Genomic DNA, 23283 nt, shown 5'->3' with positions numbered 1-23283 from the left:
CTCACAGTGTGTTGTCAAGTTTTTTTCTTTACAAGGAAATCGAGGTCAGTCCTCTTCTCGGACTTCTTCCGTCGTTTCTTTTTCTTCGAAGACATCTCCGAACAAACCATAGACGAATTGTTCCGCATCAAACGGTTGCAGGTCGTCGATTTTTTCACCGAGACCGACGAATTTCACCGGCAGATCGAGCTCATTCTTAATCGCAAGAACGATTCCGCCTTTGGCTGTACCGTCGAGTTTCGTCAAAACGATTCCGCTGACGTCAGTCGCTTGTTTAAACGCTTTGGCTTGAATCATCGCATTTTGTCCCGTCGTCGCATCGAGTGCCAATAACACTTCATGTGGAGCTCCCGGAATTTCCCGCTCGATGACGCGTTTGACTTTCTCGAGCTCGTTCATGAGGTTGACTTTGTTTTGCAACCGTCCGGCCGTATCACAAATCAAGACATCCACTTTCCGTGCCTTCGCGGCTTGAACTGCATCATAAATCACGGCAGCCGGATCGGATCCTTCTCCTTGACGAATGACCGGTACACCGGAACGTTCGCCCCAGACTTGCAACTGATCGATTGCCCCGGCACGGAACGTATCACCGGCTGCGAGCATGACCGACTTCCCTTCATTTTTCAAACGGTTCGCGAGTTTACCGATCGTCGTCGTTTTTCCGACGCCGTTGACACCGACGAACAGAATGACATTGAGGTCATGCGTGAGGTCAAGCTCCATCTCTTCCTCTTCGATCAACATGTTGGCGACGACCTCGACGAGGACATCCCGAACTTCCTTGGTGTCTTTAACGTTTCTCCGTTTGACTTCCACCTTTAGTTTTTCAACTAAATCCATTGTCGTCGTCACCCCGACATCCGCCTGGATCAACACTTCCTCCAGTTCCTCAAAGAATTCCTCATCCACTTCACGGAATCGATAAACGAGATCGTTAACCGCGCTGGCTAATCCGTCCCGTGTTTTCGTCAAGCCTTCGGTGAATTTCGATGTGACTTCCTGTGTGGACGTCGTTAAACGATCTTTTAATTTTTTAAAGAAACTCATTTTTTTATCCCCTTTGATTCTACTTCTTCACTTAAAGTCCGTCTCGCTTCTTCTAGTTTAACGGATAACACTTCGGAAATACCGTTTTGTTGCATCGTGACACCGTACAACACATCAGCAGACTCCATCGTTCCTTTCCGGTGGGTGATGATGATGAATTGTGTCTCGCGCGCCAGTTGATGGACAAACTCCCCAAACCGGGCAACGTTGGCTTCGTCCAGAGCCGCTTCGACTTCATCCAGGACACAAAACGGAACCGGTCTCGTTTTTAAGATGGCAAATAACAAGGCGATGGCTGTCAACGCCCGTTCCCCGCCGGATAACAACGATAGGTTTTGTAGCTTTTTACCCGGCGGTTTTGCAACGATATCGATGCCGCTCGTCAGGAGATCGGTTGGGTCCACTAAAATCAAATCCGCTTCCCCGCCGCCGAACAATTCGCGGAATGTTTCCCGGAAATGCTCACGCACTGCCGTATAGGTCTGTTTAAACAAACGAATCACTTCCCGGTCCATCTCTTCGATGATGCCGTATAAATCCGTTTTCGCGCTGACGAGATCATCCCGTTGTGTCGAGAGGAACGTAAACCGTTGATCGACTTCTGCAAACTCCTCGATTGCCCCGAGGTTGACGATCCCGATTTCCTCCAGTTGTCGTTTCAACAGATGCAATTCTTCCTTCGCTTCATCAAACGGAATCGTCAACGGTTGAATCAGGTCAGCAATCAGTCCCATTTCCTCGAGTGTCTCTTGGCGAGTCTCAAGCCGTGTGCTGAGTCGCCCTTGGGTCAGACGGGCTTGATCGAGCCGTTGCGTCGTTCCCTGCTGTTCCTCTTTCAGCTTCGCTTCCTGAATCCGCAACAAACGTAAGCCTTCTGCCGCTTCTTGAATCTCTTTCGTGACGAGTGCTAATTCCTGCTCGACCGATACTTGCTCATCCTGCATCAGTGCTTGTTCGGCATGCAAGGCGCCGATCTTCGCTTCATCGAACCCTTCGAGAACGTGTTTCAGATCACGTCGTTTATGGCTTCTTTCCAGTTTTGCATGCGTGAGCGTCTGTTGGAGCCGTTCGACTTCACGATCGATTTGATCGCGTGTCATGCTTGCGGTCCGTTCTTCCAGTAACGCTTCCGCTTGCTGTTGTTTTAATTCTTCAATCGCGACCGCACCACGTGATTGCGCTGCCTTCAATTGATCAATCGTTTGGCGGAGTTCCGTTTGACGCACAGTCAACTGTTCGATGTCCCGCTCCGATGTCTGAATGATCGCTTTTGCTTCAGTTGCTTGCTCTGTCAGACGGTTCAACTGACCGTCATGGACCGACAGTTCAGATGCAGTGACGGCAAGACTCCGCTTCGCATCCGTCCATGCTTCACGGACGCTTTCTAATTCAACTTGAACAGATTGGATGTCTTGTACGGTTTTTTCAAGTGTAGCCTTCAGTTCATTGAGCGTGACCGTCATGTCATCCCGGCGCCGTTCTTGTTCACGGATGACGGCCTGCCCTTGTTTTAAGCCTGTCTGCAATTCTTCCAGTTCACGGGACTGACTGAAGAGCGGTGTCCCTTTTTTCCGGCTCCCCCCGGTCATCGATCCGCCGACGTTGACGACGTCACCGTCTAACGTCACGATCCGGTACCGGTGTCCCGTCGTCCGGGCAATCGTATTCGCTTGTTCCAACGATTCGACGACCAGCGTCGTACCGAGTAAATTTTCTTTCAGTTTCGTAAACTCGTCCCGCGCCGTGACGAGATCACTCGCCACTCCAAGATACCCTGACATGTTTGACAGGTTCTGTCGCACCGATCCGCTCAGTTCGCGGCGCTGAATCGATGAGAGCGGCATAAAGGTCGCCCGACCGGCATTTAAGCGACGAAGCTCTTGGATCAGCTTTCGTCCCGTCCCATCCGTATCGACGACGATATTTTGCATCGCTCCACCTAAAGCGGTCTCGATCGCTGCTTCATAGCGGGCGGGTACCGTAATCAGTTCGGCCACTGCCCCGTGAATGCCGGAAATTCGTTCCCGTTGCTTCAACACCGTTTTGACGGCACCAAAGTAGCCGCTGTAGTCTGCCTTGACGGACTCCAAAAACTCAATCCGGTCTTCCGTTTTATCGCGGCGCCGGTGTAAGTCGAGAATCGATTGGTTCATTTGGACAATCGTCTCTTGGTACTGACGATATGTCTGTTGGTGCGTGTTCTCTTCATGACGCAGTGTCTCTAAACGGGTCCGCAACTGTTCGACCTGTTCCTCTAACCGGAGCGTTTCTGCTTCATAAGTGGAACGCGCCGTTTGTTTCGATCCGACGTTTTCTGAAAAACGCTGTTGTTGTTCTTCCGCGTGTAAGAGATCTTGTTTCGCCCGGTGATACGCATTCGTCGTCGCCGCAAGACGGCTTGCCACTTCAAAGGCTTCGGAACGCAACTGTTCTGCCTCTTTTTCAAAGTCGCGGTCCGAGTAGGATAACGCCGCATCGGCTGCTTCCCGTTGCTGGACGGTCTCGAGATAACGTTGGTTCGTCTCCTGCTGCCGCAGCACCAGTGCCTGTTCCTCTTGTTCGATGTCCAGCACACGTTGTTCCGCTACTGCCACTTCTTGCTCGAGACGTTGCTTCATTTCCGTCCCGTGTTTTTCTCGTTCTTTTGCCAGATTCAACGATCCTTCAATTTCAACGAGTTTAGTCGAGACGTGACGCAACCGTTCTTGCAGTTCTGTCTCGAGTCGTCGTGTTGCTTCTAATTTCGTCTCTTGTGCTTCCCGTGTCGTGACGGTTGTTTGAAAACGTTCTTGTTCCGCCAACAACTGCGCTTGGCACGCTTCGATCTCAGCGGTAACCTCCGTCAGTTGCGACGTGTACTGCTGAATTTCCGTCGCGATGATACCACGTTCAAGAAAATCATACCGTTCACGCGCAAGCAAAAACTCTTTTGCCAGCGCCGCTTGTTCGCGCAAAGGTTCAATCCGCCCTCCGAGCTCAAACAAGATATCGTCGACACGCGACAGATTCGTTTCCGTATCCGTCAATTTTCGCTCGGCTTGTTTTTTACGATGACGGTATTTCAAGACACCCGCCGCTTCCTCGATCACGGAACGGCGTTCTTCCGGTTTTCCGGAAATGACTTGTTCGACACGTCCTTGACCGATAATGGCAAACGCGTCCCGCGACAAACCGGTGTCCATGAATAAATCGAGGACATCTTTCAGTCGACACGGTTTTTTATTTAAGAAATAATCGCTGTCCCCATTGCGGGTGACACGTCGCGTCACATTGATTTCTTGATACGGTAAGGCAACCGTGCCCGACTCATTGTCGAGAACGAGTGTGACTTCCGCAAATTGTTTCCGATGTTCCGATATACTTCCGGCAAAGATGACATCTTCCATCTTCGCACCACGTAATGATTTAGCTGATTGCTCACCGAGCACCCAGCGGACTGCATCCGATATATTTGACTTCCCGCTTCCATTCGGTCCGACGACAGCAGTGACTCCCGGGAGGAAATCGAGCTCTGTCCGACTGGCAAATGATTTGAAGCCATTGATTTCAATTCGTTTTAAGTACATCTTGACCACCCATATGTTTAAATTTCTTTTGATTTTCTTTTAGTTTACCATAGCCGAAAGGTCTACAAAATGGTAGCTTTTATGGTAATGTTAGGCATAAAGAGATGAAGAGGAGAATTTACACATGACGATTGAACAAATGATTGAAGCGATTTTGGATAAATTGAACATTATCAACAAAGGCGTCATCAAGGCGGACCAGTTCGACGGAACAAAAAATGATGACTTAAAAGAGATTTATGACTTCGTCATGATGCGTGATTCTTTGTCACTCGCGGAAGTGGACGCGATTGTCGATGAATTGAAATCACTGAAGACCGTTTAACACACGTCACAAAAAGGCACACCATTTTACAATGGGTGCCTTTTTGTGTGTCAGAAACTATTTTTGAGTACAAGCAACGCCTGTTTGGCCGCCTGCTGTTCCGCTTCTTTTTTCGACCGTCCCGTCCCGATTCCTTCTAATTTGTCCGAGACATGGACACGCGAGATGAATTCACGGCTGTGCGCCGGACCACGTTCCTCGATGATTTCATATTCAATCAATCCAAGACCAACACGTTGGATTGCTTCTTGGAGCTGGCTTTTAAAGTCTGTCTGCTCTTCGAAAAAACCGGATGCCACTTTCGGAAAAACCGCTTCGGCGAGGAATCGTTCTGCTGCTTCGATCCCTTGGTCGAGGTACAAAGCACCGATAAAGGCTTCAAACACATCCGCCAGTAACGCCGGACGATTTCTTCCCCCTGTCAGTTCTTCCCCTTTACCAAGTAAAATCATTTCAGAAAACTGATAATGATTTGCAAACTGGACGAGTGACGGCTCACACACGATGGCCGCACGCAGCTTGGTTAATTCCCCCTCGGAACGTTCCGGATAGTGTTGAAACAGATAGCGCGACACGGTCAGTTCTAAGACTGCATCTCCGAGAAATTCAAGACGTTCATTATCGCCCTCGGATTCCCGTTGTTCATTGACGAACGAAGAGTGGGTAAACGCTTGTTTTAAGAGTTCTACATTCGAGAAGTGAATCTGCAACCGTTCTTGAAGCTGTTCGAATTTTTGTTCGATCTGCGCCAAAGCCCGTGAGTCTTTGCGTCGTTTTACATAGGGTCCTTTTCGGACACGACGTCCCTTTTGATTCGTCATAATGCCTCCTAAACAGCTAAATCCCACCGCAAATACGCGGTGGGTCCAGCTTCATGTTTTAGACTTGTGTTTCGATGTAGCTAACAACATCGCCAACTGTCTTTAAGTTCTCTGCTTGGTCATCTTCGATTGTGATTTCGAATTTATCTTCGAGATCCATAACGAGTTCCATAACTTCAAGCGAGTCTGCACCGAGATCGTCTTTAAACGATTTATCGAGTGTGATTTCACTTTGTTCTTTACCTAATTTTTCTGCGATTGCTTCTTGCACGTCTACTAAGATTTGTTCTTTTGTCATTTGAAAATCCCTCCATGAGTTGAGTATATAAGATGATTGCCGATTTGGCAAAGTAGTACCACTGTTTAATTACATTGTCATGCCGCCATCAACGGCAAGCGTTTGACCGGTGATGTAACGGGCATTGTCTGAAGCGATGAAGCTGACCAAAGACGCGATGTCTTCCGTCTGACCAAATCGTTTTAACGGAATTTGGTCAAGAGTTTGGTTGCGTTGTGTCTCTGTCAATTCATCCGTCATATCGGTTTCAATGAAACCTGGGCAAATGGCGTTGGCCGTAACCCCTTTACTTGCCAGCTCACGTGCCACTGACTTCGTAAATCCGATCAGACCGGCCTTCGCCGCCACATAATTGGCTTGACCGGGATTACCGGTGATGCCGACGACTGATGCGATGTTAATGATGCGTCCACTCGACTTTAAAAGTGGTCGTGTCGCAGCTTGCGTCACGAGAAAAGCGCCTTTTAGATTCGTGTTCAGAACGGCATCAAAATCAGCTTCCTTCATCCGCATCAATAATCCATCCCGCGTAATCCCGGCATTGTTGACGACACAATCCAATTGTCCATACGTATCAAGTGTCGTCTTCAGGAGTGCCTTGACCTGCTCGGCATCTGCGACATCCGCTTGGACAGCAATCGCTTCACCGCCGGCAGCCGTGATGGCCGCTACGACTTCTTCCGCTTTTGCTGTATTTCCGGCATAGTTCACGACGATCCGGAATCCATCCGTCGCAAGACGTTTGGCGATGGCGGCTCCGATTCCTCGCGAAGCGCCGGTGACGAGTGCTACCTTATTCAACGAATCGCCTCCGCTTCCAATTGTTCAAGTGTCGTAATACTGACGATCTTGACATCTTTTTTAATACGCTTGACGAGTCCGCTGAGTGGTGAAGACGGTCCGAATTCGATGAACGTATCAGCACCTTCTGCAATCAGCTTTTCGACACAGGCCTCAAAACGGACCGGTGAATACAGTTGCTGAACCAATAAACGAATCAGTTCGTCCGGTTGGTCATGGAAATCGCTGTCGACGTTCGAAATGAACTTTGTTTTTGCCGCTTGGAACGGCGATGAAACCAGTACATCTTCAAATCGCGGCGCAAACGGTGTCATCAACGATGAATGGAACGCACCGGATACATCCAGCGGCAGGACACGTTTTGCGCCCAGTTCCTTTAACTTCGCCGTCGCCGATTCGACGGCTGCCACTTGTCCTGAAATCACGAATTGTCCGGGACAGTTATAGTTCGCAATCTGTACGATCTCCCCTGTCGCCGCAATGGATTCGACAGCGTGATGAGCAGCTTCGACATCATCGAGACCGATGACAGCCGCCATCGTCCCGCCCGTGACTTGGTTCATCAGCTTGCCGCGTTCCCGAACGAGATACACGGCTTCACTTGGTGTCAACACGGATGCCGCAACAAGCGCACTGTACTCTCCGACACTGTGTCCAAGTACAAAATCCGGTTGATGACCAAGCGCGGCGTAACGGTTCGCAAGGAGTGTACTGTGTGCCACGATGGCAGGTTGTGCGAGATCCGTTGCTTTTAAGTCCTCTTTTGTTCCGGTCGTCAACAACTCTGTCAAATCAAGTCCGATCCGTGTGCCAAGATCCATTAATGCTTGGCGCGTCTCGTCGTGTTGAACGAGTGTTTGACCCATGCCCGGCATTTGTGAGCCTTGACCAGGAAACATCCAAACTGTTTTACCCATCCGTCTCACTCCTTTAGATTTCTTTTGTTGCCTTCGCCTCAATCATTTTGGCGACGACTTGTTGGTCGACCATCAGTTGTGCCTGTGCCAGCGCACGGCTGAAGGCATAAGCATTGCTTGAGCCGTGTGCTTTGATGACTGGAGCAGCAATTCCAAACAGTCCGGCTCCGCCATATTCCTCGTAGGCAAGCAGTTGTTTCATTTTTTTGAGTTTCGGTTTTAAAATAAATGCGGCAATTTTTGAACTGAGCGAACTCATGAACTGTTCCTTCATCACGCCCATGATCATGCTGGCCGCACCTTCCGTACTCTTCAAAAGAGTATTTCCAGCAAAGCCTTCCGTTACGATGACATCCACTTCTCCACTCATCGCTTCTCTCGCCTCGACGTTCCCAACAAAATGAATCGGAGCTGTCTCAAGCAGGGGATAGGTCTCTTTTGTCAGTGCGTTCCCTTTACCGGCTTCTGAACCGATATTTAGCAACGCGACTTTCGGCCGTTTGATGCCCCTTACTTGTTCTGCGTAGACAGATCCCATGATGGCATAATCCAGCAGATGTTCTGCTTTTGCATCCGGATTGGCGCCGACATCTAAGATGACGACACCTTTCCCGTTTCGTGTCGGGAAAGTCGGGGCCAGCGCCGGACGGTCCACCCCTTCGATCCGACCGATCACAAACAATCCGGCAGTCATGAGAGCACCCGTGTTGCCTGCTGAAATCAAAGCATCTGCTTCTTTTGATTTCACCAGGTTTGCAGCCACGACGAGTGAACTATCTTTCTTGCGACGGATCGCGCGGACCGGTTCGTCTTCTCCGGTGATGACGGACGCCGCATGGATGATCGTCACCCGTGGGTCCTTGATGTCGTATGAACGTAATTTTAACTCATCGCCCACTAAACGGATTTCAATGTCCTCTGTCGGACGTTCCGCTAAAAACTGAACGACCCCTTCTACGATGGCGCGTGGCGCATGATCGCCGCCCATTGCGTCTACTGCTAAAATCATCTCGATTCCTCCTTACTGCTTCGATACACCGTGAATTCACCGATGAACACACACTCATCCCCAACAAAACTTTCGACGTTGATGTCGGAACGACCGTCTTGCCGGTGTGAACTGACGAAGGCTTTCGCCACGACACGTTCACCGACATGGACGGAGCGCGTGAACTGAACGTTTGCTTTTGTCGTCAATGCCAGTTCGTCATCGATCAAGGCGATCGCTAATGAATTGGCTTGCGCAAACAGGATATGTCCCCGCGCGATGGCATTTCGACTAAAGGCATGTTCCGGTAAGATTTCCAAGATGGAAATCGCTGATGTATCAAGTTTCAGGTCAATCATATCACCAATGACTTCATTTTCAGTCAACGTACGCACATCATCCAGTCGTTCCGTCGCCACGTGTTTGATCCGTTCACGCAGTTCCGGAATCTTCATCTCCATCCGGTCCAAACGAATCGTCTGGATGCTGACGTTAAAATGAGTGGCTAACGCCTCATCCGTGATGAACGGATTTTGTTCAATTGTATGCTGTAGTTCTGATTGTCGTTCTTTCTTAGGTACCCGCATGTACGTTCCTCCCACAAGAAGGATGACTACTATTATCACCTGGTACTAATAGTAGTATATATCCCTTGTTGTTCACTTTCAAGTATTATTCGATTCTTTCTCCATCCAGCAATCCTTGCTGTTCGATGTACTGTCGTAAGACACCATACTCTTCCTGATGCCAAAACGCATCCGAACGCAGCAAACGGACGGCATCATTGCGTGCTGTTTCCATCACCTGGATATCGAGCGCCGGATCCGTCAAGATGAAACGGGGCAACCCGCTTTGTTCGGTCCCGAAAAAGTTTCCGGCCCCGCGTAACTGCAAATCTTTTTCCGCTAATTTAAAGCCGTCATTCGTTTCCGTCATCGTTTTGATCCGCTCTTTTCCGGTATCGGAAGACGGGTCCGCAATTAAGATACAAAATGATTGTGCGGCACCACGACCGACCCGACCACGTAACTGGTGTAACTGGGCCAGACCAAACCGTTCCGCGTCATAGATGACGATGATGGATGCGTTCGGGACGTTGACCCCGACTTCGACGACAGTCGTCGAAACAAGAATTTGAACTTGATTGTCCTTAAATGCCTGCATGACTTCATCTTTTTCAGACGAACTGAGTCGTCCGTGCATCAGACCGACTTGATGTGTCGAAAAACGTTCCGTCAAAAGCAGATGCAGTTCAATCGCATTTTGCACATCCAGTGATTCAGATTCCTCAATCAGTGGCGTGATGATGTAGGCTTGGTGACCCAGCAGCAACTCTTTTTCGACAAAACCAAACACACGATCAATCTGTTCCGGTTTTGCCCAATAAGTTTCAATCTCTTTTCTGCCTGCTGGCATCTCGTCAATGATTGAGACATCCATATCTCCAAACACGGAAATCGCTAACGTCCGCGGAATCGGTGTTGCCGTCATGTAGAGGACGTCCGCCTGTTCCGCTTTTGCACGAAGACGTTTCCGTTGTTCGACACCGAACCGATGCTGTTCATCGGTGATGACAAGATGAAGATCTTTAAACACAACGGTATCTTGAATCAAAGCATGGGTCCCGACCAACACATCAATCTCTCCTTGCCGCAGGGCTTCGAGCAAGAGAACCCGATTTTTCCCTTTGACGGAACTCGTCAATAAGCCGACCTTGATTCCGAGCGGCTCAAGCAACGGGGCAAGCGACGACGCATGTTGCTCGGCTAAAATTTCAGTCGGAACCATTAAAGCGCCTTGTTTACTCGCACGAACTGTGGCGTATAAGGCAATCGCCGCAACGACCGTTTTTCCGCTTCCGACATCTCCTTGAAGGAGTCGGTTCATTCGTTCCGCACGGTGCATATCATTTAAGATTTCCTCCGTCACACGCTGTTGCGCGCCGGTCAACGGGAAAGGCAGGTTTTGGATGAATTGTTCCGTTTCCTGCTGAAACAGCGGTAAAGCAATTCCTTGCCCTTTACGTTTTCCAAGGCGTAACGTCTGTAACTTCAATTGAAAATACAGACATTCTTCATACACATAACTGCGCCGTGCCGTCGTCAGGTCTTGACGGGTCGTCGGGAAATGTAACCGTCTCAACATCGTCATCCGATCCAGTAAACGGTATGTCTTGCGAATCGGCTCCGGAATCCGTTCGTCAAGCGGCTCACTTTCGGCGAAAGCCAGTTCGACGACACGTCGGAACGTTTTCATCCGCATGTCTCCTTTTAGCGAATAAACCGGTGTCAATTCGCCTTCGATCGCTCCGAATTGGAGTTCCGTCGCGGAAATCGTCATCCGGTGTAAATCCCATTTGCCGCTGACCGTCACTTCTTCCCCCAACTTCAACTGCTCTTTATAAAAGGCGCGATTAAACATCGTCACGGTGACACTGTACCGCTCTTCGACCAGCAAGCGGAACGTCAACCGGTTTTTTCCTTTTCCGTAATAGCGGACCAAGGCTTCCGACTGCACCTGACCGGTGAATTTGACTTTGTCCTCGTGAATCGCTTCCGTTAAACTACCGGTCACAAAATCGTCATAACGAAAGGGGACGTGCTCGAGCACGTCCGCGATCGTCAAGATATCCATTTCTTCGAGTTTCCGGGCTAAGTCACGCCCGACACCTTTTAATGCCGTCACCTTATTTGATGGATTCATTCGATAGTTCCCCAAAGATTTTGGATTCGAGCCAGCGTCCTGTCGGTGTATTGGCGAGACCACCTTTAGCCGTCTCTCGTAGAGCGGACGGCATCATCTGTCCGATTTCATACATCGCTCCAATCACTTCGTCACATGGAATCCGTGACGTAATTCCTGCAAGTGCCATATCAGCAGCAACAAGCGCGTTTGCCCCCCCCATCGCATTCCGTTTTACACACGGAACTTCCACGAGTCCAGCGACAGGGTCACAGACCAGTCCGAGCATGTTTTTCAGGGCGATGGCAAAGGCATGTGCGGACTGATCCGGTGTCCCACCTGCCATCTCAACGATTGCAGCAGCAGCCATTGCCGTTGCCGAACCGACTTCTGCCTGACATCCGCCCGCGGCGCCGGAAATCGACGCATTGTTGGCGACGACAAAACCAAAGGCACCTGACGTAAACAAAAACCGCAACATCTGCTCCCGTGTCGGATTCAAACGATCTTTTACAGCAAACAATGTGCCCGGAACGACCCCGGCACTCCCTGCCGTCGGTGTTGCACAAATTTTACCCATTGCTGCGTTGACTTCATTTGTTCCGATTGCTTTACTGACGGCATCGAGAAGCAAATCACCGGACAGTCCATTTCCACTGGCACGATAACGTTGCAACAAGACCGCATCCCCGCCTGTCAAACCGGTGACGGATTCCACTCCGTCCCCTGCGAGGGAACGCTCAACTGCCGCTTCCATCACTTCCAGGTTTCGTTCCATCATCGCATATACTTCATCCCGTTCCAGATGACGAACCGTCATTTCTTGTTCGATCATGATTTCTGAAATCGGTACATTTTTTTCAGTCGCTAAGGCGACGAGCTCTTTTACGGATTTAAACATCTCTTCACTCTCCCATCATGACAGACCGTTCGACTTGTGGTAACCGGTTGATTTCTTCCAAGACAAGGCTCGGCATCCGATCATCAATCTCAATCGCCATCAAGGCCTGTTTCCCTTTTTCGTGCCGTGACACTTCCATATGTCCGATATTGATTTCGTAATCGGCCAAAATACTCGTCACCGCCGCAATCGCTCCGAAGCGGTCGTGATGCAGGACAATCAAGGCAGGACCGCCACCAGACAAACGTAATGGCACGCCGTTGAGTTCTGTGATTTCAATCGTTCCGCCGCCAATCGAAATCCCGACCAGTTCAAATGTTTCCGACCCGTTCGTCAAATGAACACGCGCTGTGTTCGGATGATCCGTCAGCGCTTCACTCGTCTCAAAATGAATCCGGATTCCTTTTTGCTCGGCAATCTTGATGGATTCCGGAATCCGGTCGTCAAACGTATCATAGCCCAGTACGCCCCCGATGATGGCGACATCCGTCCCGTGCCCCCGATATGTGTCGGCAAACGATCCATAAAACGTGATCGTGATGTCCGTCGGTTGTTCTCCAAATAATTTCCCCGCCATCAAACCAATCCGCGCAGCCCCCGCCGTATGCGAACTGGACGGTCCGACCATGATTGGACCGATGATATCAAATACACTCCGATACTTCATGTTATTGCCCCTCTCTTAAAAACTAAACAAAAATCCCACCTCTATTATCGCAGATGGTGGGATATGTGAAAAGGTACGTTCACGTTTTATATTATTCGACGCTTAAAATGTAAGAATAGAGCGGTTGTTTTCCGTCATGAACTTCCACTTCTGCGTCTGGATTAACCGATTCGATATAAGCGACGAGTTCATCGACTTCATCTTGTGAAACCCCTTCACCGAACAAGACAGTGATGATTTCATCGTCTTCCGTGACCAGTGTATCAACTAGCTTTTTGACGGCTCCAAGGCTTGAATGATCCGTTGCAACGATTTGTTTCTCCGCAATCGCCATATGATCATCTTTCTTGATTTCAACTCCGTCGATGCTCGTATCACGGACGGCATACGTCACTTGACCGGATTTGACGGCTGCGATTGCATCCATCATGTGGCGTTCGTTCTCTTCGACCGTTGCTTCCGGATTGTAGACGATCGTTGCCGCCAATCCTTGAGGAACCGTCTTCGACTTGACGACAGTCACACCACAAGAAGCAACGGACGCCGCTTGTTCTGCCGCCATGATGATGTTCGAGTTGTTCGGATAGACGTATACATGATCCGCATGCGCATCCTCAATCGCTTTGACGATATCTTCCGTAGACGGGTTCATCGTTTGTCCACCTTCGATGACGACACTGACACCAAGCGACTTAAAGAGTTCGCTGATGCCTTCGCCCATCGCTACTGTGACAAGTGCAGACTGGGCTTTCGCCTTTGTAGCGACCGGAGCTGCCACTTGATTGACACCCTCTTCTTCAAGAATCGTCGAATGCTGTTGACGCATGTTTTCGATTTTGACCGCTACGAGTTCACCAAACCGTTGACCTTTTGTGATGACTTCGCCCGGTGTTTCGACGTGTACATGGACCTTCAACAATTCTTCGTCTGCGACGACCAGCAGTGAGTCGCCAAACTCCGCTAACTCGTTCCGGAACGCTTCTTCACTGAAAGGAGTGTTCGCCAATTTATCATCCTGGAAACGGACCATAATTTCCGTGCAGTAGCCGTAATGGATTTCTTCCGTCGACATGAAGCTTTGAGCCGATTTATGATGCTCTGCTTCGACGAGCGCTTCCATGACCGGTGCGTGGGGCTTCTCTAACTCTTTGCCTTCAAGTGTCGCGAGGAATCCTTCATAGATGCAGACAAGTCCTTGTCCACCGGAATCGACGACACCCACTTCTTTAAGTACAGGTAATAGATCTGGTGTTCCTTCGAGTGATACTTTAGACGACTCGACGATGCCACGCATCAATTCGAGCAGATCTGATGTTGTTTCTGACTGCGCGATTGCCGCTACAGCAGTCTCACGGGCAACTGTCAAGATTGTTCCTTCAACCGGCTTCATGACCGCTTTATAGGCTGTATCGACGCCTTTTTGTAAGGCATCCGCAAATTCCTTTGTATCGATCGTCTCTTTTCCTTCAATCGACTTTGAGAACCCACGGAACAATTGACTTAAAATAACACCCGAGTTTCCGCGTGCTCCCATTAAAAGACCACGGGCAAACACGGAAGCAACTTCCGCGACAGAGTCTGATGTCGTTTTTGATGCTTCTTTTGAACCCGATGTCATCGTCAAGTTCATGTTTGTTCCTGTGTCACCGTCTGGGACCGGGAACACGTTCAGCGAATCGACGAAATCCGCATTTTGATAGAGATTCGCTGCGCCATTCTGGATCATCTTGACCAGTTGCGCTCCTGTTAAACGATCTACGCTCACTAAAGTTTCCTCCTCTATTCCCGCCTTAGACATTCGTCAAGCGGACTCCTTGGACAAAAATATTCACAGATGTTACTTCTAAACCAAGTGCCTGGCTGAGTGAATACTTCACACGGCTCTGGACATTGTTCGCGACCTCTGAAATTTTTGTACCGTAACTGACAATGATATGCATATCGATATGAACCTGCTCTGACGCTTGTCGTACGATGACGCCACGGGCAAAGTTTTCCCGTTTTAACAGTTCAGCCAGTCCGTCTTTAATCTGCGACTGGGATGCCATACCAACGACACCAAAACATTCCATTGCCGCTCCGCCTGCAAGTTGCGCAACGACATCATTATCCACATCAATTTTTCCATAGGTCGTTTTCATCTCGATCGCCACCTGAGTAGCCCCCTTTGTTAATTGTGTTCTTCTCATAATTCTACTATAAGGACCTACTATTGAAAAGTCGCCGTACTGACTATACAATGAATAAGTGAAAAATAGTAGCGGTCAAATGAACTTTTACCATCATCCTCATTCATTATTTTAAATTTTGAGGTTGTCTGTCAAGTTTTTTTCTTGTCAGCTACTTTTTTTATGTTGCAACCGTCTCGACACCATGCTAAGATAGCAAAGTGTCTATTAGGACGAACGCAAAACAACATAAAAGGAGGCGGAACACATGGCACGTAAATGCTACGTTACTGGGAAATCGCCGAAGTCGGGAAACAACCGTTCACACGCATTGAACAAAACGAAACGCACTTGGGGAATCAACGTACAAAAAGTACGTATTCTCGTTGACGGTAAACCTAAAAAGGTTTGGGTTTCAGCTCGAGCTCTCAAATCAGGTAAAGTCGAACGCGTATAAGGCGCAGTAACCGGATGGGAATCTTCCCTTCCGGTTCTTTTTTTATCCATTTTTTATTTTTCTCCTAAACTAATTGTCGGAATAATTGAAAACGCTTACAATGAGTGGGCAGTTATTTTTTTCAAGGGGGAAGGGTCAACATGCAGTTAAAAAGAGAAATGACAAGCCGGCATCTCTTCATGATTTCGCTCGGCGGCATCATCGGAACAGGTCTGTTTCTTGGTTCCGGATTGACGATTTCACAAGCTGGACCGCTCGGGGCGGTGCTCAGTTACATCGTGGGTGGGACCATCATGTATCTGACGATGTTATGTTTAGGGGAAATGGCGGTGCACATGCCGGTTTCCGGATCGTTCCAGACGTATACGACACGGTTCATCGGACCGGGCGTCGGCTTTGCCGTCGGTTGGATTTACTGGCTCGGCTGGGCTGTGACGGTGGCGCTCGAAATCACGGCAGCCGGCAGTTTGATGGGACGTTGGTTTCCGGATACGCCGATTGTCGTCTGGTGCGCCCTCTTTACGCTGATCTTATTTGGTCTGAATGCCGTTTCAGCAAAAGCCTTCGGGGAGGCTGAGTTTTGGTTTTCCAGTTTAAAAGTCCTTGCCATTCTTTTCTTCATCGGGCTCGGGGGAGCCGCTTGGTTTGGTTGGATTGAGATGACGGCAGCCCGTCCGGACACACTGTTCGCTAACTTTACGGCCAATGGTCTGTTTCCAAACGGGGCACTCGGAGTCTTGACGACAATGATCGCCGTCAACTTTGCGTTTCAAGGAACAGAATTGATTGGTGTCGCTGCCGGTGAATCGAGTGATCCCGAAAAATCGATTCCAAAAGCCATTCGCAACACCGTCTGGCGGACATTCATCTTTTTTGTCCTCTCAATCACGATCGTCGGAGCCTTGATTCCCTATGAAACAGCTAGCGGAATCAGCAGTCCGTTCATCATGGTATTTGATGCCATCGGAATTCCTTATGCGGCTGACTTGATGAACATCGTTGTCTTGACTGCCCTGTTATCCGTTGGAAACTCGGGCTTGTATGCGGCGACACGGATGTTATGGTCGATGTCGCAGGAAGGTATGATTTCAAAAAAACTCGCAATCATCAATTCGCGAGGAGTGCCGATGCGCGCGTTGTGCTTTACGATGTTATTCGCCATGTTATCACTCCTGACCGCCTTTTTTGCGGAAGATACCGTCTTCATCTGGTTGTTGTCACTCGCCGGACTTGGGGCGCAGGTCGGATGGATTTCGATTTCTGCTTCACAGATTGCCTTCCGTCGCCAATTCATCAAAGACGGACACTCTGTCAATGAGTTGAAGTTCAAGACACCATTTTTCCCGGTCTTACCGATTCTCTCGTTTTCTTTGAACCTGCTTGTCCTGATCAGCCTTGCCTTCCAAGCGGATCAACGGATCGCCTTATATATCGGTGTTCCCTTCTTCCTTTTGACATGGGCGTCGTATCATTGGTTCGTTAAAGGAAACCATCTCGCTGCCCAAACGGAACGTCAGGCAGCCAGTTCGACCTTAGAACCATAATCCAAAAGAACGTGATCGGCTGCAGGAGTAATTTCCTGACCGTCACGTTCTTTTTTTTAGTCATTTTTTATCAAAATCAGTCGAGAATACTCCCACTTCTAAACGTTCAGGGCGAAGCCCTAGTGCAAGTGGGAGATGAATCGTCTTCGGGCAAAGCGTGTCTTGCGACACGTTAATTGCCCGACACTCCTGGTTTGAAAGCAATTAAAATTAGGAATAAAAAAAGAGTCATGTTCTTTGAAAACTGAAGGTATAGGGTTGTGACAGGAAGTTCGTCTGTCACGTAAAATCTTCAACGTTCACCTTGCGGATGACCGAAGTAGCGAAAACCCAGCAGAGTAGGCATCCGCATAAAAGAAACGGACAAGATCAACGTTCAACCGTCGGGACGACGGGGTTAGCCTGATAAATTTTTGACCGCTAGGTTGAATGACTCAGGAATCCTCCACCTCTTAGCGAAGCGTAGGTGGAGGTAGTTCAACATCAGACAGACTTCGTAATACGATCACTTCACCCGTGTGGACCGTGACATCGGCCAGCTGATGATCCGTCCATTCATTGCTGACGGTTAAGGAACCGCCGACGGGCACGTCATGATCGGTTAGCGGATACTTGACACCCCGAAGCGTTAAGCGGGTCGGAACGAGTGGAATGAAGGATAGGTAATGGTATTGGTCCGCCTTGATTTGATCGTGTCCCTCCTGTAAGAAACGCACCTCTTCCCGCTTCGTCACAAGACGCGCTGCCGGAAACTGTTTCAATAAATAGACGTTTTGCAGAGTCATATCCAGTCGACCACCTGTCGCCCCGAAAATCAACACGTCCGTCACTTCATACTGTTCGCTGACATGACGCAAAGCGAGCTCTAAATCGGTTTCATCTTTTTCAGCCGGATGAATCACCGCCCCTTCCGGCGTATATCCAAGTGAATCAAAGTCGCCGATTGCCAAGTCAAACGCAAGACCTTGTTGCACTAGCGTAGCGACACCGCCGTCGACAGCGATGACCACCGTGTTCTCCTCGATAAACGGCGTTAAGGACGGGATGTCCTCGACCGGTCCTGCTGCAACAATCACAGCCCGCATCAGACACCTCGCGCCGAATAACGGAGAAGTCGTGGCGCCGTCGCAAACAAGAGTCCTGCGACGATACCGCACAACAGGTAGGACGGAACCATATACGTCGCATTGTAAATCAAGGAGTACGGGACGACCGGACCTTCTGCGTATTCAGCAAAGAAGACAATCCCACTGATGACATGACAGACGTACCGTAATCCGGCACCAAGGAACGTTGCCATCAGCACGATAGCCATCAAACGTCCGTTTTTCCCAGCCGCTGCCGCCTTTTTGACTTGACGGGCAAATAAACCACTCAGTCCAACTACACCAAACGCAATCGTATAATCGAGTAACGGTTGGACGACCGTCAAGATTTGCGGTGCGAACATCAGCTGAATCGTTCCGACGAGAGCTCCTGTCACAACACCACCCACGACGCCGTGACGGAACGCCATCACAAAAATCGGTAGCATCGCTAAGCTGATAGCGCCTCCTTGAGGCATCTTAAAGGGAATCAATAAATCAAATACCACCCCGATACTTGCAAAAATTGCAATTTCCATTAACATTTGTAGCCGTTTCATACTTGTTTCCTCCTAAAAATAAAATCGCAGGACGGCAAAAAGGCAGTACGACGAACGCCGTACTGCCTGCGTGCGCCACATCCCTACGTCCGTCTGAACGGAACAGGTTCGAAGGGTTAAAGTCCAATCACTTCTCTCAGCCGCTTGACGCGACACCCCTTGCGGTCTTCATTAAGTTTTGTTTGCCTTTTTATTATACGTGAGCGGCACTGCGAATACTAGTGATTGCTTCCGTATAATCAGGTGCATTGTAAATGGCGGATCCGGCAACAAGGACGTTCGCCCCGTTTTCGATGCACAGCTTCGCTGTCTCCGCATTCACACCCCCATCAATTTCAATTTCAAATGTCAGCCCACGTTCTGCCTTTAGGTCTGCAAGTTGCTTCAGTTTCGTCATGACACCCGGCAGGAAGGCTTGACCGCCAAATCCAGGATTAACCGTCATCAACAAGACCATATCGACCTCTTCTAAGACATGTTCAATCGTCGTCAGCGGTGTATGCGGGTTCAGAACAACCCCCGCCTTCGCACCCGCTGCTTTGATTTGCTGGAGGACACGATGCACATGGTTCGTCGCCTCAACATGGAAGGTCACGATGTCAGCACCTGCTGCAACAAAAGCTTCCACAAAGTTTTCCGGCCGATCAATCATTAAATGAACGTCGAGAACCATGTCTGTTTTTTGGCGTAAACTGCTTAAAACCGGTAAACCAAAGGAAATGTTCGGGACAAACTGACCATCCATGACATCAAAATGAATGTAATCGGCGCCTGCCGCCTCGACAGCTTTGACGTCCCGTTCCAAGTTTGCAAAATCTGCTGATAAGATTGATGGTGCAATTTTAATCATCTCAATACCTCCGGGCTCGATTCTTGATTTCCTCTACAAACATACCATAATTCGTATAGCGTGAGGGCATGATTTCGTGCGCTTCGATCGCTTCTTTGACGGCACATCCCGGTTCATTCAAATGCAGACATCCCCGGTATTTGCAGTCATCCTGCAAGGCGACGAATTCAGGAAAACACCAACGCAATTCTTCGAGTTCCATTTCATGCGGGAAATCGAGGTTTGAAAAACCAGGTGTATCGGCGATTAACCCTTCACCGAGCGGAATCAAGGTGACGTGTCGTGTCGTGTGTCGACCGCGTCCGAGTGATTTCGAGATATGACTCGTTTCCAGGGCCAGCGAAGGTTCAAGCGCGTTGAGCAAGGAACTTTTTCCGACACCGGATTGTCCGGCCAGTACGCTCGTCTTATCTTTCAGCAAGGGGCGGACGAGCTCCACTCCGACAAGCGTCTCACTCGAAGTCTCAATGACGGGGTAGCCGATTTTCCGGTACGCCGCGATGGCTTCTTTCACCGCCAGTTCGGTAGTTCCGTGCAGCAAATCCATCTTCGTCAAAATAATGATCGGTTGAATGTCCTTCGCTTCAATCAGCACAAGAAACCGGTCGAGCAGATGGGCGGAAAAATCGGGTTCCGCAGCTGAGACGACCAGTAGTGCTTGATCGATATTCGCAACCGGTGGTCGGACCAAGAAATTTTGACGTTCTTTCACTTCCAAAATGTAGCCGGTCTCACTTTCGATGTGTAATACAACCTCATCGCCTACGACAGGACTGATTCCACGTTTTCTGAAATTACCCCGGGCGCGTGACCGGATTTCTCCTTGGGGGGTCATGACATCATAAAATCCACCTTGCAGACGAATAATCGTTCCGTCCCGGTTGTCTTCAATTCGACTTTCCGCCATCCTATGCACTCCTTTTGTCAGCATTCCGCTGCTTACTCTTGTGATTTTGCTTGATTGTACGTGATGGTCTTCGAACGATATACGTCATCGTCTTTATAGATCGTGATTTTTCCTTCTTCCCCCGGATCAATCGTCAACGGGACATCAAAGGTTTCATCTTGATCAATCGATTCTTCGATGACGGTCCGCTTTCCTTTCGCATCTTCCGTTTCAATCCGGACGACTTGACGGGGTGCTGGTTCATCCTCTTCACTGATGCCATCATACACCACTTTTTCAGGGAATGTAGCCGTGACTGTTTTTTCTTCCTCACCGCGTGAGATAAAGACCGTCACCGAGTCATTGGGTTCGACTTGAACACCGGCCTGTGGAAATTGCCGGATGACTTGATCCAGTTCGACGTCACTTGAAAACTCTTGTTCAAATGTCCCGTCCAGTCCCATTTCATCCAGGTACGCTTTGGCTTCATCGCTCGATAGATTCGTCAAATCCTTTAGCGCAAAGGCAGAAGAACCGTTCGAGACCGTGATGGTGATCATTTGTTCTTTCGCAATGACCTCGGTTCCGGCTGAGATGGACTGTCGGATGACATTTCCGCGTTCGATGTCTTCTGATTCTTCCCGTTCAACATCCACTTTCTCAAATCCACTGTCCTTTAATATCGCAATCGCTCGTTTTTCTGTTTCATCGGATACATCCGGCACTTCGACCGGATCACTTCCCGTCGAGACGACTAACTCGACCGTTGATCCTTTTTTGACAGCCGCCTCTGCGCGCGGCGACTGACTGATGACAAGACCTTCTTCGACCGTGTCACTGGAACGTTCCGTCGACTCGACGAGGAACCCGAGTTTTTCGAGTTTCGTCTCTGCTTCGTCTGCATCCGTTTCCGCTACGTCCGGAACGACTACTGTCGGATCCGGCCACATCGCAAATGTCGTTGCCGCCCCGCCCAGTAACAGGAACAAGACGAGCACGATCCACCAGGTCCGCTTCTTTTTCTTTTGTTCCTTCGGCAAGACCGTCGCAACCGTTGGAGACACGGCTTCTTCTTTCGAATCGTTTGGCAAAGACACGGGACTCAATACCATCGTCTGTTCCATTTCATCGTCTCCACGAATGCCTTCCTGTGCCCGTTCGTCAGACATGGCGGTCACCATGTCCTCTTTAAAAGCCGCCACCGACTGTTGCCGGTCATGTGGTGCTTTCGCGAGTGCCTGCATGATGCAGTTTTCCAGCGCTTGTGGGACGGCAGGATTTAATTCGGTCGGACGCCGCGCCGTATCTTGCAAGTGTTTTAAGGCCACTGCGACCGGTGAATCCCCTTCAAACGGAACTTTTCCTGTCACCAATTCGTAGAGTACCGCTCCCAGTGAATAAATATCTGATTTTTCATCCGCGAATTTCCCTTTCGCCTGTTCCGGCGAAAAGTAATGGACGGATCCTAACACAGACATCGTGTGCGTCAGCGTCGCATTCGACATCGCAACAGCGATGCCGAAGTCCGTCACTTTGACGGTTCCATCCGCTCGGACGAGCATGTTTTGTGGTTTGATATCGCGATGGATGATCCGGTGCGCATGCGCATGATCAATGGCGTCACAGATCTGGCTGATGATGTCAATCGCTGTTGCCACCGGTAAAGCCTGACCTTCACAATACGTTTTTAATGTCATACCATCGATGTATTCCATCACGATGTAATAAATCGCTTCTTCTTCCCCTACATCATATACGGCAACGATATTTGGATGATTTAAACTCGTTGCAGCATGTGCTTCTCGTTCAAATCGACGGATGAATTGTTCATCATGCGAAAACTCAGTACGTAAAATTTTGATTGCGACCATTCGATTCAAGATTTCATCATATGCCTGATAAACGTTTGCCATCCCGCCATTTCCAACCAGCCGTTCTATGCGGTAGCGGTCATTCAATCGATCTCCGTAACGCATATTCAGACCCTCTCTCTTTCTTTAAAACGGATTGCAGCAATCGTGATGTTGTCTGCTCCCCCTCGCTCATTCGCCTCGAGGACCAATCGTTCAACAATCGTTTCAAGTGGTGCATCTGCTTGCAATAGCCGTTGCATGACGTCATGAGGCACTTCGTCCGACAATCCGTCACTGCATACTAAAACAATTTCATAATCAGGTGCATCGCGCACTTGAATGTCGACATCAACGGATTCGTTTGAACCAACCGATCGGGTGATCACATTTCGGCGGGGATGGTTTTCAAGTTCCGCTTCCGACAATTCACCCAGTTGCTTCAACATATTGACATAGGAATGATCGTCGGTCAGCTGTTTCAACTGTCCTTCCTCAATCGCATAGACCCGGCTGTCTCCGACATGACCAATGACAAGCAAGTCGTCGGACCAACAGACACAGGCCATCGTCGTACCGACGATGGATAAATTCTCGACTTGAGAAAAACGTAAGATTTGAGCATTTGCTTCTTTCACCAATCGCTCAATCCAAGAAGATAATTCAATCGGACGGCTCGGCATCTCGGCATAGGCTTCATCAAAGATTTGACGTACAATCGCACTCGCCGTTTCACCTGCTGCGTGCCCGCCCATTCCATCGGCCACGACGGCTAACCCTTTTTGGGCGTCGCCGACGAGCAAGACGGTATCTTCATTTTTTGAGCGGACCTTTCCCGTCGTCGTCAAATACGCTAACTCCATGACC

The 23283-nt window shown here is 49.4% G+C and carries 22 protein-coding genes and 1 riboswitch; of the genes, 3 read left to right on the top strand and 19 right to left on the bottom strand.

The genetic code is table 11. The features are described from left to right. Positions 1–45 precede the first annotated feature (45 nt). Positions 46–1050 carry a signal recognition particle-docking protein FtsY gene (ftsY, locus tag P397_RS0106985; protein ID WP_026832609.1) on the bottom strand — a complete coding sequence of 335 codons (1005 nt, stop codon included), beginning with the start codon at positions 1048–1050 and terminating at the stop codon, positions 46–48. Further along, complete coding sequence (gene smc, locus P397_RS17150) at positions 1047–4616, bottom strand: chromosome segregation protein SMC (protein WP_035414091.1); 3570 nt, start codon at positions 4614–4616, stop codon at positions 1047–1049. Before smc ends, ftsY begins: the two co-directional genes overlap by 4 nt. A gap of 124 nt (positions 4617–4740) precedes the next feature. Between smc and P397_RS0106975 the strand changes: the two genes are divergently transcribed. After that, positions 4741–4941: a DUF1128 family protein gene (locus P397_RS0106975; RefSeq protein WP_026832608.1), complete on the top strand. Its 201-nt coding sequence runs from the start codon at positions 4741–4743 to the stop codon at positions 4939–4941. A 50-nt stretch (positions 4942–4991) separates the two neighbouring features. Here P397_RS0106975 and rnc read toward each other — a convergent pair whose 3' ends face one another. From rnc to P397_RS0106920, 11 genes are all read right to left on the bottom strand, one after another. Continuing rightward, a complete protein-coding gene (gene rnc / locus P397_RS0106970) occupies positions 4992–5762 on the bottom strand; it encodes a ribonuclease III (protein ID WP_051523909.1) in 771 nt (256 codons plus the stop codon). A 58-nt stretch (positions 5763–5820) separates the two neighbouring features. Then, positions 5821–6060, bottom strand: a complete 240-nt coding sequence (gene acpP, locus P397_RS0106965) for an acyl carrier protein (protein WP_012370777.1) — start codon at positions 6058–6060, stop codon at positions 5821–5823. A 69-nt stretch (positions 6061–6129) separates the two neighbouring features. After that, positions 6130–6861: a 3-oxoacyl-[acyl-carrier-protein] reductase gene (gene fabG / locus P397_RS0106960; protein WP_026832606.1), complete on the bottom strand. Its 732-nt coding sequence runs from the start codon at positions 6859–6861 to the stop codon at positions 6130–6132. Beyond that, entirely contained in the window at positions 6858–7778 is a 921-nt protein-coding gene (gene fabD / locus P397_RS0106955) for an ACP S-malonyltransferase (RefSeq protein ID WP_028106008.1), read from the bottom strand. The genes fabG and fabD overlap by 4 nt, the downstream gene beginning before the upstream one ends. A gap of 13 nt (positions 7779–7791) precedes the next feature. After that, complete coding sequence (gene plsX, locus P397_RS0106950; protein ID WP_026832604.1) at positions 7792–8787, bottom strand: phosphate acyltransferase PlsX; 996 nt, start codon at positions 8785–8787, stop codon at positions 7792–7794. Next, complete coding sequence (gene fapR / locus P397_RS0106945) at positions 8784–9353, bottom strand: transcription factor FapR (RefSeq protein ID WP_026832603.1); 570 nt, start codon at positions 9351–9353, stop codon at positions 8784–8786. Before fapR ends, plsX begins: the two co-directional genes overlap by 4 nt. Before the next feature lie 85 nt (positions 9354–9438). Next, the gene (recG, locus tag P397_RS0106940; protein WP_026832602.1) at positions 9439–11469 is read right to left on the bottom strand and encodes an ATP-dependent DNA helicase RecG; all 2031 of its coding nucleotides are present in this window, start codon (positions 11467–11469) and stop codon (positions 9439–9441) included. After that, a complete protein-coding gene (gene sdaAA, locus P397_RS0106935; protein WP_026832601.1) occupies positions 11453–12349 on the bottom strand; it encodes an L-serine ammonia-lyase, iron-sulfur-dependent, subunit alpha in 897 nt (298 codons plus the stop codon). Before sdaAA ends, recG begins: the two co-directional genes overlap by 17 nt. A gap of 4 nt (positions 12350–12353) precedes the next feature. After that, on the bottom strand, positions 12354–13016 hold the full coding sequence (gene sdaAB, locus P397_RS0106930; protein WP_026832600.1) for an L-serine ammonia-lyase, iron-sulfur-dependent subunit beta: 663 nt from the start codon (positions 13014–13016) through the stop codon (positions 12354–12356). A gap of 91 nt (positions 13017–13107) precedes the next feature. Continuing rightward, on the bottom strand, positions 13108–14781 hold the full coding sequence (locus P397_RS0106925) for a DAK2 domain-containing protein (protein WP_026832599.1): 1674 nt from the start codon (positions 14779–14781) through the stop codon (positions 13108–13110). Positions 14782–14806: 25 nt separating this feature from the next. After that, a complete protein-coding gene (locus P397_RS0106920) occupies positions 14807–15169 on the bottom strand; it encodes an Asp23/Gls24 family envelope stress response protein (protein ID WP_014970720.1) in 363 nt (120 codons plus the stop codon). Between the two features lie 283 nt (positions 15170–15452). On the opposite strand from P397_RS0106920, the gene rpmB reads away from it, so the two are divergent. Together rpmB and P397_RS0106910 are read left to right on the top strand one after the other, a co-directional pair. Further along, positions 15453–15641 carry a 50S ribosomal protein L28 gene (gene rpmB / locus P397_RS17760; protein WP_012370787.1) on the top strand — a complete coding sequence of 63 codons (189 nt, stop codon included), beginning with the start codon at positions 15453–15455 and terminating at the stop codon, positions 15639–15641. Between the two features lie 140 nt (positions 15642–15781). After that, a complete protein-coding gene (locus tag P397_RS0106910) occupies positions 15782–17185 on the top strand; it encodes an amino acid permease (RefSeq protein WP_028106007.1) in 1404 nt (467 codons plus the stop codon). A 452-nt stretch (positions 17186–17637) separates the two neighbouring features. Here the strand turns inward: P397_RS0106910 and P397_RS0106905 are convergent, their stop codons facing one another. The 6 genes from P397_RS0106905 to P397_RS0106880 all read right to left on the bottom strand — a co-directional run bounded on the left by P397_RS0106905 (position 17638) and on the right by P397_RS0106880 (position 23279). After that, positions 17638–18270 (bottom strand): thiamine diphosphokinase, encoded by a 633-nt coding sequence (locus P397_RS0106905; protein WP_028106006.1) that lies wholly within the window; start codon positions 18268–18270, stop codon positions 17638–17640. Beyond that, entirely contained in the window at positions 18270–18830 is a 561-nt protein-coding gene (gene thiT, locus P397_RS0106900) for an energy-coupled thiamine transporter ThiT (protein WP_028106005.1), read from the bottom strand. The genes P397_RS0106905 and thiT overlap by 1 nt, the downstream gene beginning before the upstream one ends. 63 nt (positions 18831–18893) lie before the next feature. Beyond that, a riboswitch (TPP riboswitch) is annotated at positions 18894–19000 on the bottom strand. 23 nt (positions 19001–19023) lie between these two features. Continuing rightward, the gene (gene rpe / locus P397_RS0106895; protein WP_028106004.1) at positions 19024–19680 is read right to left on the bottom strand and encodes a ribulose-phosphate 3-epimerase; all 657 of its coding nucleotides are present in this window, start codon (positions 19678–19680) and stop codon (positions 19024–19026) included. A gap of 1 nt (position 19681) precedes the next feature. After that, positions 19682–20587: a ribosome small subunit-dependent GTPase A gene (gene rsgA, locus P397_RS0106890; RefSeq protein ID WP_028106003.1), complete on the bottom strand. Its 906-nt coding sequence runs from the start codon at positions 20585–20587 to the stop codon at positions 19682–19684. Between the two features lie 32 nt (positions 20588–20619). After that, positions 20620–22542 carry a Stk1 family PASTA domain-containing Ser/Thr kinase gene (pknB, locus tag P397_RS0106885; protein WP_028106002.1) on the bottom strand — a complete coding sequence of 641 codons (1923 nt, stop codon included), beginning with the start codon at positions 22540–22542 and terminating at the stop codon, positions 20620–20622. 2 nt (positions 22543–22544) lie between these two features. Further along, positions 22545–23279, bottom strand: a complete 735-nt coding sequence (locus tag P397_RS0106880) for a Stp1/IreP family PP2C-type Ser/Thr phosphatase (protein ID WP_028106001.1) — start codon at positions 23277–23279, stop codon at positions 22545–22547. Positions 23280–23283: the final 4 nt, after the last annotated feature.

The organism is Exiguobacterium undae DSM 14481, from assembly GCF_000620805.1.
Taxonomy (GTDB): Bacteria; Bacillota; Bacilli; order Exiguobacteriales; family Exiguobacteriaceae; genus Exiguobacterium_A; species Exiguobacterium_A undae.
Note: the sequence above shows the minus strand (reverse complement) of the source record. Positions and strands in the feature narration are given on the sequence as shown.